This window comes from Microbacterium sp. CFH 31415 (genome assembly GCF_022538185.1).
GTDB lineage: Bacteria > Actinomycetota > Actinomycetes > Actinomycetales > Microbacteriaceae > Microbacterium.
This window is the reverse complement of the sequence record NZ_JAKYXC010000002.1, coordinates 485,847-500,536: the sequence shown is the minus strand read 5'-3', so window position 1 is coordinate 500,536 and position 14,690 is coordinate 485,847. Positions and strand designations below refer to the sequence as shown.

Sequence of the window (14,690 nt, the reverse complement as noted above, 5' to 3'; positions counted from 1 at the left end):
CGGCGTGGTGGACTCGGCGTCACGGACAGGTCAGCTCACGATGCGGTCAGGCGGTAGCCGACGCCCCGCACGGTCTCGATCCACCGCGGGTTCGTCGGCGACTCGCCCAGCTTGCGCCGCAGGTTGGCCACGTGCACCTCGATCGCCCGGGCGTCGCTGTCGCTGACGAACTCGACGCCGGTGAACTGCTCGCCGCGCAGCATGAGCGCGAGGTCGGACTTGCCGCGCACCCGCCGTCCGGCGGCGAGGAGGTCGGCCAGGATGTCGAACTCGCTGCGCGTGAGCTCGAGGTCGTCGCCGTCGACCATGACGATGCGCATATCGGGGTTGAGCCGGAGTCCCTGGTGCTCGAGCCAGGCCCGGGAGTTGTCGGATGCCTCGACCGCAGGCGTGGCAGCGGCGACATGGTGCCTCGGCCGCCGCAGCATCGCGTCGATGCGGGCTCGCAGCTCGCGAGGGCGGAACGGCTTCGCGACGTAGTCGTCAGCACCGGCCTCGAGGCCCTGGAGGGCGTCGATCTCCTCGGTGCGGGCGCTGAGCATCACGATGTACGTCGTGCTGATCGAGCGGATTCTCTTCGCGGTCTCGAAGCCGTCCATTCCCGGCATGTTCACGTCGAGAGTGGTCACGAGGGGCTGGTGCTCGACGACGAGCTCGAGCCCGTCCTGGCCGTTGCCGGCTCCGTGCACCTCGAAACCGGCCTGTGCGAGCACCGCGGACAAGAGCGAGCGGATGTCCTCCTCGTCCTCGATGACGACGGCCACGCGCTGATCTTCCACCGATTCATCCTCCGGCGTCAGCGAGACGAGCGCCGTCTCGCGGACGTCGGTCAGGATATCCCAGAACGCGTGCTGGAACAGGCGCGGCGCGTGGGCGGTCATGATCTGCACCGTGTTCTCGCCCGCGCAGCCCGGATGGGGGTGGCGATCGCCCCCACGATCGCCACCCCACCGCACCGAGTCCCGGCCCCGTCGCTCCGTCTCGTTCCGGAGACGGACAGGTGGGTGGCTGGGCATCGAGCCTGCGTCGCAATGCTGCGTCGGTAGGCCACGTCCCAACCTCCCCAGAGACCCCCACGAAGCCGGTCTTCTTTCGGGTTGCCCCGACGCTACTCGCATGCGCTCAGGCCACCCTCAGTGCGACCTCAGGAGCGCCCAAGGTTCACGCGCACATGGCATCCTCGTTGCATGCCCCTCATTGCCCTCACCGGCGGTATCGCGTCGGGGAAGTCCACCATCGCGCGACGTCTCGCTGAACTCGGTGCCGTCGTCGTGGACGCCGATCAGATCGTCCGCGACGTCCAGCAGCCGGGTTCGCCGGTGCTCGAGGCGATCGCGGAGGAGTTCGGTGAAGGGATGCTCCAGCCCGACGGCGCGCTGGATCGGGCGGCGCTCGCCGGCAGGGTGTTCGGCGACAGCGCGGCCGTGACGCGGTTGAACGCGATCGTGCATCCCGCGGTGCGCGCCGAGTCCGCGCGCCGTTTCGCCGAGGCGCGGGACGCCGATCCGTCGGCGGTCGTCGTCTACGACGTTCCGCTGCTGGTCGAGGCGAGGGTCGACGACCCGTGGGAGCTCATCGTGGTCGCCGACGCCCCGGACGGAGTCCGGCGGCAGCGGCTCGTCGAGCTGCGCGGCATGAGCGAGGCCGACGCCGCCGCCCGCATCGCCGCGCAGGTGCCCGACGCGGCGCGCCTGGCGATCGCCGACGCGGTGATCGACACCACCGGCTCACTCGACGACACCGTCCGCCAGGTGGACGAGCTGTGGGCGACGCTGCCCGCGCGGCTCGCTGCGCGCGCGGCCGCGCGATCGCCGGGTTAGGGCCGACGGCGAGGGCGGCGTACCCTGACACCACACGCGGAGGTGGCTCATGGGCATGCTCTCGAGATTCCGGCGCAAGCGGCGCTACGCGGCGCTGACCGACGAGGAGCGGATGGGCAGGTACGTCTACCTGCTCAACACGCTGCCGGCGTCCGTCATCGAGAAAGCCCACGCGGCCGCGTTCCGTGATGTTCCCGCCGACCAACGGCGCGCGATGTTCGAGCAGCTGCGCCCCTTCCTGTCGGATGCGGAGCGGGATGCCGCGACCGACGACCCGACGGTGCTCGCGAGGCTGTTCCGCCGCGCGGAGGAGCGCCGCGCCCAGCGCACTCAGGACGCGGGGTCCGTCGCAGAACGCGACGCCCGCGACGACGTCGATCCGCGCGCGCTGCTGACGAGCAGTGGCGTGGCGGCGGTCGTCTCGCAGAACTTCCTGCTGTCGGCCGTCGTGGTGACCTACTTCTCGTCGGGGGCGGGATCGCTGGCGATCGCATCGGAGCCGGCGTGGGTCGGCGACACATACGACCCAGGAGCGGCGTCGGCCCTCGACGGCGGGGGCTTCTCGGGCGATCACGGCGGCGGGGGGTTCGACGGCGGGGGATTCGGGGGAGGGTTCGACGGCGGGGGCTTCGGCGGCGGCGACGGAGGCGGAGGGTTCTGAGTCGGTCCGCCCGGCGCGAACGCCGGCCCGGGTGTCGGAGGGGCCGCCTACGCTTGAACGGTGCAAGCCACACGTTCCGTGCGCCCCTTCGAGGTCATCAGCGAGTATGAGCCGTCCGGCGACCAGCCGCAGGCGATCGCCGACCTCGCCGCCCGCATCAACGCCGGCGAGACCGACGTCGTGCTGCTCGGCGCGACCGGCACCGGCAAGTCCGCGACGACAGCCTGGCTGATCGAGCAGGTGCAGCGCCCCACACTCGTGCTCGCGCACAACAAGACGCTGGCCGCGCAGCTGGCCAACGAGTTCCGCGAGCTCATGCCGAACAACGCGGTCGAGTACTTCGTCAGCTACTACGACTACTACCAGCCCGAGGCCTACGTCCCGCAGACAGACACCTTCATCGAGAAGGACTCGTCGATCAACGCCGAGGTCGAGCGTCTGCGGCACTCGACGACGAACTCGCTGCTGAGCCGCCGCGACGTGGTCGTGGTCAGCACCGTGTCGTGCATCTACGGACTCGGCTCGCCCGAGGAGTATCTGCGGGCGATGGTGGCGCTGCAGGTGGGTGAGCGCTATGACCGCGACGCGCTCATCCGCAAGTTCATCGCGATGCAGTACAACCGCAACGACGTCGACTTCTCGCGCGGCAACTTCCGGGTCCGCGGCGACACGATCGAGATCATCCCGGTCTACGAGGAGTTCGCCGTGCGCATCGAGCTGTTCGGCGATGAGATCGAGGCGATCTACATGCTGCACCCGCTCACGGGCGACGTCATCCAGCGCCTCGACGCGGTGCCGATCTTTCCGGCGACCCACTACGCGGCGGGCACCGAGACGGTGCAGCGTGCGATCGGGACGATCGAGCACGAGCTCGAGCAGCGTCTGAAGGAGCTCGAGTCTCAGAACAAGCTGCTCGAAGCCCAGCGCCTGCGCATGCGCACCACGTTCGACCTCGAGATGCTGCAGCAGCTCGGGTTCTGCTCGGGAATCGAGAACTACTCGCGGCACCTCGACGGGCGCATGCCGGGCGAGCCGCCGCACACGCTGCTCGACTTCTTTCCCGACGACTTCCTCATGGTGATCGACGAGTCGCACGTGACGGTGCCGCAGATCGGGGCGATGTACGAGGGGGATGCCTCGCGCAAGCGCACGCTCGTCGAGCACGGGTTCCGGCTTCCCAGCGCGCTGGACAACCGGCCGCTGCGGTTCGACGAGTTCAAGGAGCGCGTCGGCCAGACGGTGTACCTCTCCGCCACACCCGGCCGCTACGAGATGGGGATCGCCGACGGTGTCGTCGAGCAGATCATCCGCCCGACCGGCCTCGTCGACCCTCACATCGTGGTCAAGCCGTCGAAGGGGCAGATCGACGATCTGCTCGAAGAGATCCGGCTGCGGGCATCGCGCGACGAGCGCGTCCTGGTCACGACGCTGACCAAGAAGATGGCTGAAGAGCTCACCGACTTCCTCGGCGAGCACGGCGTCCGCGTGCGCTATCTGCACTCCGACGTCGACACGCTGCGCCGGGTCGAGCTGCTCAGCGAGCTTCGGGCGGGCGTGTACGACGTGCTCGTGGGCATCAACCTCCTGCGTGAGGGACTCGATCTTCCCGAGGTGTCGCTGGTGTCGATCCTCGACGCCGACAAGGAGGGATTCCTGCGCAGCGGCACGTCGCTCATCCAGACGATCGGCCGTGCGGCGCGCAACGTCTCGGGCGAGGTGCACATGTACGCCGATACGGTGACAGATTCGATGCGCAACGCCATCGAAGAGACCGATCGCCGGCGCGAGAAGCAGATCGCGTACAACACCGCGAACGGCATCGATCCGCAGCCGCTGCGCAAGCGGATCGCCGACATCACCGATGCGCTCGCGCGCGAGGCATCCGACACCGATGCGATGCTGTCGCGCAAGACGTCAGCGAAGCTCAAGTCGGGCAAGGGCAAGGCCCCGACGCCTCAGCTGCGGCGCGAGGGCATCGCGGCCGAGGGAGCCGAGCAGCTCGAGGCGACCATCGCCGACCTCAGCGGTCAGATGCTGGCGGCGGCGGGTGAGCTCAAGTTCGAGCTCGCCGCGCGGCTGCGCGACGAGGTGCAAGACCTGAAGAAGGAACTCCGGGCGATGGAGCGCGCAGGGCACGCGTAGCCGGCGGCAGCCACGGCGGTCGCGTCACCGCCGTCAGGGGCAGTGCATGAGCGGCTTGGGTCCGCTGCGGTCGAAGGTGTGCTGCGTGATCGGCGCGCCGCACAGCGGGCACGCCCGCTCGGCGCGCTCGGCGGCGGACGGCGGGGGAGCGGTCTCGTACGGACCGACGGCAGCCGGACCCGCCAGCCGGATCAGCCTCGTGTTGAGGAAGGAGTACCAGCCGCCTGCCTCGCGCACGCGGTCCCGCAGCGGACGTCGTTCGGCCGAGGCATCCGTATCGCTCATATGATTAGTGTACTAACGATCAGACCGTGGAGGATCCGGCCGTGAGCGAGACTGCGTGGAGCGCCGACGAGCTGCTCAAGCTCGACAACCAGGTGTGCTTCGCTCTGGTGACGGCGGCGCGCAATGTGGTGGCGATCTATCGGCCGATCCTCGAGCCGCTGGGGCTCACGCATCCGCAGTACCTCGTGATGCTGGCGCTGTGGGAGCGGTCACCGCGGTCGCTGCGCGACCTCGCGGACGAACTCGCGCTCGAGCCGGCGACCCTCTCGCCGCTGGTGAAGCGTCTCGAGTCGCAGGGCATGGTGTCGAGGGCGCGGCGCGGCGGCGACGAGCGGGTGCTCGACGTCCGGCTGACCGCTGAGGGGATCGCGTTGCGCGAACGCGCGCTGGAGGTGCCCGCCAAGGTCATGGAGAAGGTGGGAACGGATGCCGCGTCCCTGCTGTCGCTGCGTGACGCCCTCGCGCCGTTCTCGGGCTCGCGGAACCGCCAGATCACGGGTGGGTGAAATCTTCTCGCCCCTCTGGTCGTCCGGCCGATCGGAACTTAGGCTCAGGAGCGGCGTCCCGACCGCGGTGAACCTGCGTACCGGATGCCGGAAACACCGTTGTTCCGATCCAGCACAGAGGAAGCCACCCATGCGCACAAGGTCCCACCAAGACCGTTCCGTCCCGCGGCGCCGTCGTCTCGCCGCAACCGCCGCCCTCGGCGTCGTCGCCCTCGGAGCGGGCGTCCTCGTCGCCGCTCCCGCCGCCCAGGCCGCCGACCCGGTCTCGATCAACCTCGTGACCGTGAACGACTTCCACGGACGAATCGAGCAGGTGGCCCCCGCAGGCGGAGTCGCCGCGCTCGCGCAGGCCGTGAACCAAGTGCGCGCGTCCAATCCCAACACCGTGTTCGCCGCTGCCGGCGACCTGATCGGCGCCTCGACCTTCACCTCGTTCATCCAGAACGACGTTCCCACGATCGAGACCCTCAACGAGGCCGGGCTCGAGGTGAGCGCGGCGGGCAACCACGAATTCGACAAGGGCTGGGACGATCTCAAGGGTCGCGTGCAGGATCTCGCCGACTGGGAGTACATCGCCGCCAACGTGTACGAGAAGTCGACCGGTCTCCCCGGCCTCGCGGAATCGTGGGTCAAGGAGATGGACGGGATCAACGTCGGCTTCATCGGTGCCGTGACGGAGGAGCTTCCGTCGCTCGTCGCTCCCGCCGGCATCCAGGACGTCGAGGTGCGCGACATCGTCGACAGTGTCAACGCGGTCGCAGACGAGCTGACCGACGGCGATGACGCCAACGGTGAGGCCGACGTGCTGATCCTCCTCATCCACGAAGGCGCAGGCGGCACCTCGTACGCCGCCGCGACGGACCCCGCATCGCCATTCGGGGCGATCGTCAACGGCGTGACGCCCAAGGTCAACGCGATCGTGTCCGGGCACACGCACCTCGCGTACAACCACCAGGTGCCCTACGGAGGCGACACCGGCCTCCGCCCGGTCATCTCGTCGGGCCAGTACGGCGAGAAGTTCAGCAACATGGAGATCCAGGTCGACCCGGACTCCGGCGAGGTGCTGTCGATGACGAACACCGTCGTCGACATGTACTGGGATCACGACAACAACCCGGCCACGCCGACGGTTCCTCGCTACACCGTTCCGGCTGACGACCCGATCAAGCTCCTGGTCGACGACGCCGTCAAGGCGGCTGACGGGCCCGGCTCGGTCAAGCTCGGCAGCATCACCGCCGACTTCAACCGTGCCAAGCTGGCCGGCGGCGCCGAGAACCGCGGTGGCGAGTCCACCCTGGGCAACTTCGTCGCCGACGCGCAGCTCTGGTCGGCCAAGCGCACCGATCCGGCCACGCAGATCGCGTTCATGAACCCGGGCGGCCTGCGGGCAGACATGACCTTCGCGCCGGACGGCGTCCTGACCTACCGCGAGGCGGCCACGGTCCAGTCGTTCGCGAACACGCTCGTCACACTGTCGCTGACCGGAGACCAGATCCGGCAGGCGCTCGAGCAGCAGTGGCAGCCCGCCGGAGCGGCGCGTCCGTTCCTCAAGCTCGGAATCTCGAAGGGCTTCGAATACGCCTACGACCCGGCGGCCCCGGCGGGGTCGCGCATCGTGCGCATGACCCTCGACGGGGTGGACATCGACCCCGCGGCGTCGTACCGAGTCGTGGCGAACTCGTTCCTCGCGTCGGGCGGAGACAACTTCTCCGCCATCGGCCAGGGCGCGGCCAAGCGCGACACCGGACAGGTCGACCTCGAGTCGATGGTCGCGTACATGGCCGAGATCGGGACCGCGACGCCGGACTACGTGCAGCGTTCGGTCGGCGTCACGCTCCCTTCGGCAGGTGAGCGCGGACACGAAGTGGGCACGACGTTCGACCTTCCGCTGGCCTCGCTGGACTTCAGCACGACCGAGCCACGCGTCGAGACCGTCGACGTGGCGATCGGCGGAAAGCCTGCGGGCTCGGGTGCTGTCACTCTCGCACTGCCGAGCACGCACGGTGAGGGCAGCGGCTCCGCGACCGTATCGGTCACCGTCCCCGAGGGCATCACGGGGAAGGCGCCGTTCGGCACGCCTGTCGAGGTTCCGCTCACCATCAGCACGGCGACCGGCACGAGCATCGATGTGCCGATCACGGTGTTCGAGCGCGCCGACAGCGCCACCATCGGCCTGCCGAACAAGCTCATCGCCAAGAAGGGCTCCGCTGTGCAGTTCACGACCCTCGTCGTGGCCGAGAAGCGCACTGCGGTGACCGGCGAGGTGACGATCTACGACGGCAAGACGGCGATCGCTACTGCGACGCTCACCGCCGGCGACGGCGGTCGTGTCAAGGTCAAGCTCCCCACGCTCAGCCGTGGCGTGCACAAGCTGTCGGTGTCGTACAGCGGCAGCGACAACGTGAAGCCGTCCGAGAGCCCGACGATTCCGCTGCTCGTCTGGTAGTAGCCAGTGAAGGCGGGGTCTCCGAGTCCGATGTCGGAGGCCCCGCCTAAACTTGTCTGGTGCCCATCGTTCCTGTCGCCGTGCCCGGAAACACCAGCGGAAAGCTCAGCGTCCGCGGTGCCCGCGTCCACAATCTCAAGAACGTCGACCTCGACATTCCGCGCGACTCTCTCGTCGTGTTCACGGGCCTCTCCGGCTCCGGCAAGTCCAGCCTCGCGTTCGACACCATCTTCGCCGAGGGGCAGCGTCGCTACGTCGAGTCGCTGAGCGCGTACGCCCGCCAGTTCCTCGGCCAGGTCGACCGCCCCGACGTCGACTTCATCGAGGGACTCAGCCCCGCCGTCTCCATCGACCAGAAGTCGACCAACCGCAACCCGCGCTCGACGGTCGGCACGATCACCGAGATCCACGACTACATGCGTCTGCTGTGGGCGCGCATCGGCGTGCCCCACTGTCCCGAGTGCGGTGAGGTCATCCAGCGCCAGACGGTGCAGCAGATCGCCGACCAGTTGATGGAGCTGGCCGAGCGCACGCGGTACCAGATCGTCGCCCCGGTCGTCACTCAGAAGAAGGGCGAGTTCGTCGACCTCTTCAAAGAGCTGTCGGCCAAGGGCTACGCCCGCGCCGTCGTCGACGGCGAGCTGATCCAGCTGGCCGAGCCGCCTGCGCTCAAGAAGAGCTACAAGCACGACATCGCGGTGGTCGTCGACCGCCTCGTGGCGAGCCCCGACATCCTCAGCCGCGTCACCGACTCGGTCGAGACCGCGCTCGGGCTCGCCGGCGGCGTGATGCAGGTCAATTTCGTCGACGCCGAAGGCGACGACGCGTGGCAGTCGTTCTCCGAGAAGCTCGCGTGCCCGAACGGGCACCCGCTGCAGCTCACCGAGATCGAGCCGCGCACGTTCTCGTTCAACGCGCCGTTCGGCGCCTGCCCGGCCTGCTCTGGGCTCGGCACCCGCATGTCGGTCGATGTCGACCTCATGGTCGGCGACGAAGACCTGTCCATCCGCGAGGGCGTGCTGATCCCGTGGACCACCCAGGGCAAGGGTCTCTTCCAGTACTACGAGCGCCTGCTCGAAGGGTTGGCGAACGATCTCGACTTCTCACTCGACACCCCGTGGCGGATGCTGCGCGCCGAGGTGCGTGAGGCGGTGCTGCGCGGCGAGAACTACAAGGTCACCGTGCGGTGGAAGAACCGCTACGGCCGCGAGATGCGCTACTCCTCGGGCTTCGAAGGCGTGGTGCCCTACATCGAGCGCCAGTACCTCCAGGCCGAGACCGACACGCAGCGCCAGCGGTGGGCCGAGTTCCTGCGGGAGGTGCCGTGCCCCGTCTGCGATGGCGCGCGCCTGAAGCCCGAGGTGCTGTCGGTGCTCGTGCACGGACACTCGATCGCGGATGCCTCGCGCCTGAGCCTGGCCGACGCGCAGGCCTTCTTCGCCGGGCTGGAGCTCACCGATCGCGAGGCGAAGATCGGTGCGCAGGTGCTGCGCGAGATCCGTGTGCGTCTCGACTTCCTCATCCAGGTCGGACTCACCTACCTCAACCTCAGCCGCTCGGCGGGGTCCCTCTCGGGCGGCGAGGCGCAGCGCATCCGGCTCGCCACGCAGATCGGCTCGGGCCTCACCGGTGTCCTGTACGTGCTCGACGAGCCGTCGATCGGCCTCCACCAGCGAGACAACCGGCGCCTCATCGAGACTCTCGTCACGCTCCGCGATCTGGGCAACACGCTGATCGTCGTCGAGCACGACGAAGAGACCATCCACGCCGCCGATTGGATCGTCGACATCGGCCCGCGCGCCGGCGTCGATGGCGGCGACGTCGTGCACTCCGGTCCGCTCGAGCAGCTGCTCAACGAGAGCGACTCGATCACCGGCGACTACCTCGCGGGCCGTCGCGAGATCCCCACGCCGAAGAAGCGTCGCAAGGTCGACAAGAGCCGCAAGGTGACGGTCGTCGGCGCGCGCGAGAACAACCTGAAGAACGTGACCGTCGACTTCCCGCTCGGGGTGCTGACCGCGGTGACCGGAGTCAGCGGTTCGGGCAAGTCATCGCTGGTGAACGACATCCTCTACGAGGTGCTCGCCACCCGCCTCAACGGTGCACGCCGGGTGGCGGGCAAGCACACGCGCGTGACCGGAACCGACGACCTCGACAAGGTCGTGCACGTCGACCAGGGGCCGATCGGGCGCACGCCGCGCTCGAACCCTGCCACCTACACCGGCGTGTTCGACCGGATCCGCACACTCTTCAGCGAGACCCCCGAGGCGAAGGCGCGCGGCTACCAGCCCGGACGCTTCAGCTTCAACGTCAAGGGCGGTCGCTGCGAGGCGTGCTCGGGTGACGGCACGATCAAGATCGAGATGAACTTCCTGCCCGACGTGTACGTCGACTGCGAGGTGTGCCACGGGAAGCGGTACAACCGCGACACGCTCGCCGTGCACTACAAGGGCAAGAACATCGCCGAGGTGCTCGAGATGCCGATCGCCGAGGCGGCCGAGTTCTTCGAGCCGATCCAGGCGATCCACCGCTACCTCCGCACCCTGGTCGACGTGGGCCTCGGCTACGTGCGCCTCGGCCAGTCGGCGACCACCCTGTCGGGCGGAGAGGCGCAGCGTGTCAAGCTCGCGACCGAGCTGCAGCGGCGGTCGAACGGGCGCTCCATCTACGTGCTCGACGAGCCGACCACGGGTCTGCACTTCGAAGACGTGCGCCGTCTGCTCGAGGTGCTCGGCGGGCTCGTCGACAAGGGCAACAGCGTCATCGTGATCGAGCACAACCTCGACGTCATCAAGAGCGCCGACTGGATCATCGATCTAGGACCCGAGGGCGGCTCCGGGGGCGGCGAGATCGTCGCCACGGGCACGCCTGAGCAGGTCGCCCGCGTCGAGGGCAGCCACACCGGTGCGTTCCTCGCCGAGGTCCTGGGCGGGGCGCAGGCGGTCCGCAAGGCCGGCTGACCTTGATGGCACGATCCGCACCCACGGTCGCGTACAAGCCCAAGCCGGGTGAGATCCCGACCAATCCCGGCGTGTACCGCTTCCGCGACGCCGACGGGCGCGTGCTGTACGTGGGCAAGGCCAAGAACCTGCGCGCCCGCCTGTCGAACTACTTCGCCCCGTTGCGCACGCTCCACGAGCGCACCCGGCGGATGGTGACCACGGCGGCGTCGGTCGAGTGGACGGTCGTCGCCAGCGACGTCGACTCGCTGCAGCTCGAGTACATGTGGATCAAGGAGTTCGACCCGCCGTTCAACGTGCGCTACCGCGACGACAAGTCGTATCCGTTCATGGCGATCACTCTCGGTGATGAGGCGCCACGGGTCATCGTGACGCGCAACCGCCGCATCCCCGGCGCGAAGTACTTCGGCCCGTACCCGAAGGTGTGGGCCGTCCACGACACGATCGACCTGATGATCAAGGTCTTCCCCATCCGCACGTGCAGCGACTCGTCGTACAAGAAGGCGATGGCTTCCGGGCGGCCCTGCTTCCCGGGGCAGATCGGCCGCTGCGGGGGGCCGTGCTCGATGAAGGTGACGATCGAGGAGCACCGCGCGATCGTCGAGGACTTCGTGGCGTTCATGGCGGGCGGCGACCAGCGCTTCCGCAAAGAGCTCACCGCCCGCATGAAGGAGGCGTCCGCGGCGATGGACTACGAGGCGGCCGCCGTCTACCGCGACCGCCTCCAGGCGATCGATGCGGTGCTGAACAAGAGCGCCCTGGTGCTCGCCGCCGACACCGACGCGGATCTGTTCGGCATCGCGGAGGACGAGCTGGCCGCGACCGTGCAGCACTTCGTCATCCGGGGCGGACGCGTGCGCGGCGTGCGGGCCACGACCATCGAGAAGGAGCTCGACATCACCGGCGGCGACCTCGTCGACCAGGTGCTGCAGCGCACGTACGGCAACGCCGACGGGGCCGACATCCCACGCCAGGTGCTCGTGCCTGCGATGCCCGACGACGCCGACGACCTCGAGCAGTGGCTGCGCGAGCGTCGCGGCAAGTCGGTGACGATCCAGGTCGCCCAGCGCGGACGCAAGGCGGAGCTGATGAAGACGGCGACGCTGAACGCCCAGCAGGCGCTCATGCTGCATAAGACCCGCCGCACGAGTGACTACGTCGCCCGCACGCAGGCGCTGACCGACCTGCAGGAGGCTCTCGACCTGGCGGAGGCCCCGCTGCGCATCGAGTGCTTCGACGTCTCGCACCTCGGCGGCACGAACGTCGTGGCGTCGATGGTCGTCTTCGAAGACGGCCTGCCGCGCAAAGACCAGTACCGCTCGTTCAAGGTCGAGGACACGACGGACGACACCGACTCGCTGTACCAGGTGCTGCGGCGCCGTCTCGTCTACCTCGATCGTCCCGACGAGGATGACGACGTCCCACCGCCCGTCGATGCCACGGCCGACGGCGAGGTCGTCACCGAGCGCCGACGCGCCCGCTTCGCCTATCGACCCCAGCTGCTCGTCGTCGACGGCGGCAAGCCGCAGGTCGAAGCCGCGGCACGCGCGCTGCGAGACGCCGGTCACGAGGAGATCGCGCTGTGCGGCATCGCGAAGCGGCTCGAAGAGGTGTGGCTGCCGGGGGAGGAGTACCCCGTGATCCTGCCCCGCACGTCCGAGTCGCTCTACCTCCTGCAGCGGCTGCGAGACGAGGCGCACCGCTTCGCCATCACACACCAGCGCCGCCGGCGTCGCCGTGACATCCAGAGCGTGCTCGCCGAGGTGCCCGGGCTAGGCGACGCCCGCATCAAGGCGCTCCTCCGACACTTCGGCTCGGTCGCTGCGCTGAAGGAGGCGACTCCCGAGCAGATCGCCGAGCTCCCCGGCGTCGGCCCGAAGCTGGCGGCGTCGATCCATGCCCACCTCTCCGCTCGATAGGCTGGGGTGGACGACGGGGGTGTCATGACCGAGGCAGCGCGCCAGGCCGGTGAGGTGCTGATCGTGACCGGCATGTCCGGCGCCGGTCGGTCGACCGCCGCCAACGCCCTCGAAGACCTCGGCTGGTATGTCGTCGACAACCTCCCGCCGCAGATGCTCCGACCGCTGCTCGATCTGACCGAGCTGGCCGCCGGCGTTCTCCCGAAGGTCGCCGTGGTCGTCGACGTCCGCGGTCGAGACCTGTTCTCCGATCTGCCCGATGCGATGCGCGCGCTGCGCGAGCGGCGTCAGATCCGTCTCCTGTTCCTGGACGCCGCCGACGATGTGCTCGTGCGGCGGTTCGAGGCCGTCCGCCGGCCGCACCCGCTGCAGGGCGAAGGCACGATCCTCGACGGCATCCGGCTCGAGCGTGAGCGCCTGATGGGCGTGCGCGCGAGCGCGGACGTGATCATCGACACCTCGTCGTACAACATCCACCAGCTCGCGACCCAGGTCAACGACCTCTTCACCGATGCCGGTGCCGCCCGCCACATCCTCACGATCCTGAGCTTCGGCTTCAAGTACGGTCTCCCGCCCGACGCCGACCTCGTCGCCGACATGCGCTTCCTGCCGAACCCGTTCTGGAATGAGACGATGCGCCCGCTCACCGGCGAAGACGACGAGGTGCGCGAGTTCGTGCTCGCGCAGACGGGCGCCGAGGAGTTCATCGATGCGTACGCGACGGCACTGAAGCCTGTATTGGCCGGCTATCAGCGCGAGAACAAGCGCCACTCCGTGGTCGCGGTGGGCTGCACCGGCGGCAAGCATCGCTCGGTTGTCATGGCCCGCGAACTCGCCGACCGCCTTGCCGAGGTGCCCGGAGTCGCGGTGCGCGTGAAGCATCGCGACCTCGGTCGAGAGTAAGACCCCACCAACGGTCCGGCGCGCGGGTAGGCTGGACCGTCGTTCCCCCCACCCCGCGAAGAGGAGTCCCGTGTCGCTGACCGCTGACGTGAAGGCCGAGCTGATCACCGTGCGCGACCCGCGCCCCACGGCCCGGGTGGCCGAGCTCACCTCCCTGCTGCGGTTCTCGGGCGGACTGCACTCGATCGCGAATCGGGTCGCGGTCGAGGCGGAACTCGACTCCGACACCCTCGCCCGCCGAACGGCGCGCGACCTGATGGAGCTCTACGGCGTGCGACCGGAGCTCGTCTACGTGCAGGGATCGGGCGCGCGCGGCGGCAGCCACTACGCCGTCCGGGTCATCGAGGGCGGCGAGACGCTCGCACGACAGACCGGACTCCTCGACCAGCGCCGCCGCCCCGTCCGCGGCCTGCCCAACAAGCTCACCACCGGCTCGCGCGGCGACCTCGCAGCCATCTGGCGCGGCGCGTTCCTCGCGGCGGGCTCGCTGTCCGAGCCCGGCCGCTCGGCAGCCCTCGAGATCACGTGCCCGTCTCCCGAGGCGGCGATGGCCCTCGTGGGCGCGGCCCACCGGCTCGGCATCGCCGGCAAAGCCCGCGAGGTGCGCGGCGTCCCGCGCGTCGTCGTGCGCGAGGGAGAGGCGATCCGTGCCGCACTGGCGGCGATGGGCGCCGAGAAGGCGGCCGCCGAGTGGGATCAGCTGCGACAGCGCCGCGAGGTGCGCGCAGGGGTCAACCGCCTCGTCAATTTCGACGACGCCAACCTCCGGCGCTCCGCCCAGGCGGCGGTCGCCGCGTGCGCCCGCGTGGAGCGTGCGCTCGAGATCCTCGGCGACGAGGTGCCCGACCATCTCCGCGAGGCCGGTGCGCTCCGGCTCGCGCACCGCGATGCCAGCCTCGACGAGCTCGGCCACCACGCCGACCCGCCCCTCACGAAGGACGCCGTCGCCGGCCGCATCCGACGGCTGCTCGCGATGGCCGACAAGAAGGCCGACGCCGAGGGTCTCCCCGGCACCGAGTCCGCAGTGCCCGCGGGCATCGAGGACTGA

General features: G+C 69.2%; 11 protein-coding genes. 9 read left to right on the top strand and 2 right to left on the bottom strand.

Annotated elements, in window-relative coordinates; all coding sequences use genetic code 11:
* Nucleotides 1–35: 35 nt before the first annotated feature.
* Entirely contained in the window at nucleotides 36–881 is an 846-nt protein-coding gene (locus MK786_RS03290) for a response regulator transcription factor (protein WP_241110799.1), read from the bottom strand.
* Nucleotides 882–1,187: 306 nt separating this feature from the next.
* On the opposite strand from MK786_RS03290, the gene coaE reads away from it, so the two are divergent.
* From coaE to uvrB, 3 genes are read left to right on the top strand one after another with little or no spacing between them, the layout of a single operon-like run.
* Nucleotides 1,188–1,820, top strand: a complete 633-nt coding sequence (gene coaE, locus MK786_RS03285; protein WP_241110798.1) for a dephospho-CoA kinase — start codon at nucleotides 1,188–1,190, stop codon at nucleotides 1,818–1,820.
* Between the two features lie 55 nt (nucleotides 1,821–1,875).
* Nucleotides 1,876–2,481 (top strand): hypothetical protein, encoded by a 606-nt coding sequence (locus tag MK786_RS03280; RefSeq protein WP_241110797.1) that lies wholly within the window; start codon nucleotides 1,876–1,878, stop codon nucleotides 2,479–2,481.
* Between the two features lie 60 nt (nucleotides 2,482–2,541).
* The gene (gene uvrB / locus MK786_RS03275) at nucleotides 2,542–4,623 is read left to right on the top strand and encodes an excinuclease ABC subunit UvrB (RefSeq protein ID WP_241110796.1); all 2,082 of its coding nucleotides are present in this window, start codon (nucleotides 2,542–2,544) and stop codon (nucleotides 4,621–4,623) included.
* 33 nt (nucleotides 4,624–4,656) lie between these two features.
* Here the strand turns inward: uvrB and MK786_RS03270 are convergent, their stop codons facing one another.
* Nucleotides 4,657–4,908 (bottom strand): hypothetical protein, encoded by a 252-nt coding sequence (locus MK786_RS03270; protein ID WP_191766306.1) that lies wholly within the window; start codon nucleotides 4,906–4,908, stop codon nucleotides 4,657–4,659.
* Nucleotides 4,909–4,949: 41 nt separating this feature from the next.
* On the opposite strand from MK786_RS03270, the gene MK786_RS03265 reads away from it, so the two are divergent.
* From MK786_RS03265 to whiA, 6 genes are all read left to right on the top strand, one after another.
* Complete coding sequence (locus tag MK786_RS03265) at nucleotides 4,950–5,414, top strand: MarR family winged helix-turn-helix transcriptional regulator (RefSeq protein WP_241110795.1); 465 nt, start codon at nucleotides 4,950–4,952, stop codon at nucleotides 5,412–5,414.
* A 130-nt stretch (nucleotides 5,415–5,544) separates the two neighbouring features.
* Nucleotides 5,545–7,860 carry a 5'-nucleotidase C-terminal domain-containing protein gene (locus tag MK786_RS03260; protein ID WP_241110794.1) on the top strand — a complete coding sequence of 772 codons (2,316 nt, stop codon included), beginning with the start codon at nucleotides 5,545–5,547 and terminating at the stop codon, nucleotides 7,858–7,860.
* Nucleotides 7,861–7,919: 59 nt separating this feature from the next.
* A complete protein-coding gene (uvrA, locus tag MK786_RS03255; protein ID WP_241110793.1) occupies nucleotides 7,920–10,820 on the top strand; it encodes an excinuclease ABC subunit UvrA in 2,901 nt (966 codons plus the stop codon).
* 5 nt (nucleotides 10,821–10,825) lie between these two features.
* On the top strand, nucleotides 10,826–12,739 hold the full coding sequence (gene uvrC / locus MK786_RS03250) for an excinuclease ABC subunit UvrC (protein WP_241110792.1): 1,914 nt from the start codon (nucleotides 10,826–10,828) through the stop codon (nucleotides 12,737–12,739).
* A 24-nt stretch (nucleotides 12,740–12,763) separates the two neighbouring features.
* Nucleotides 12,764–13,642 (top strand): RNase adapter RapZ, encoded by an 879-nt coding sequence (gene rapZ, locus MK786_RS03245; RefSeq protein WP_241110791.1) that lies wholly within the window; start codon nucleotides 12,764–12,766, stop codon nucleotides 13,640–13,642.
* 70 nt (nucleotides 13,643–13,712) lie between these two features.
* Nucleotides 13,713–14,690: a DNA-binding protein WhiA gene (gene whiA / locus MK786_RS03240; protein WP_241110790.1), complete on the top strand. Its 978-nt coding sequence runs from the start codon at nucleotides 13,713–13,715 to the stop codon at nucleotides 14,688–14,690.

Excerpts from the sequence above, each read along its gene's own strand:
- coaE (WP_241110798.1), top strand. The coding sequence starts at position 1,188 with ATGCCCCTCATTGCCCTCACCGGCGGTATCGCGTCGGGGAAGTCCACC.
- MK786_RS03260 (WP_241110794.1), top strand. The coding sequence starts at position 5,545 with ATGCGCACAAGGTCCCACCAAGACCGTTCCGTCCCGCGGCGCCGTCGT.
- MK786_RS03290 (WP_241110799.1), bottom strand. The coding sequence starts at position 881 with ATGACCGCCCACGCGCCGCGCCTGTTCCAGCACGCGTTCTGGGATATC.
- rapZ (WP_241110791.1), top strand. The coding sequence starts at position 12,764 with ATGACCGAGGCAGCGCGCCAGGCCGGTGAGGTGCTGATCGTGACCGGC.
- MK786_RS03280 (WP_241110797.1), top strand. The coding sequence starts at position 1,876 with ATGCTCTCGAGATTCCGGCGCAAGCGGCGCTACGCGGCGCTGACCGAC.
- uvrC (WP_241110792.1), top strand. The coding sequence starts at position 10,826 with ATGGCACGATCCGCACCCACGGTCGCGTACAAGCCCAAGCCGGGTGAG.
- MK786_RS03270 (WP_191766306.1), bottom strand. The coding sequence starts at position 4,908 with ATGAGCGATACGGATGCCTCGGCCGAACGACGTCCGCTGCGGGACCGC.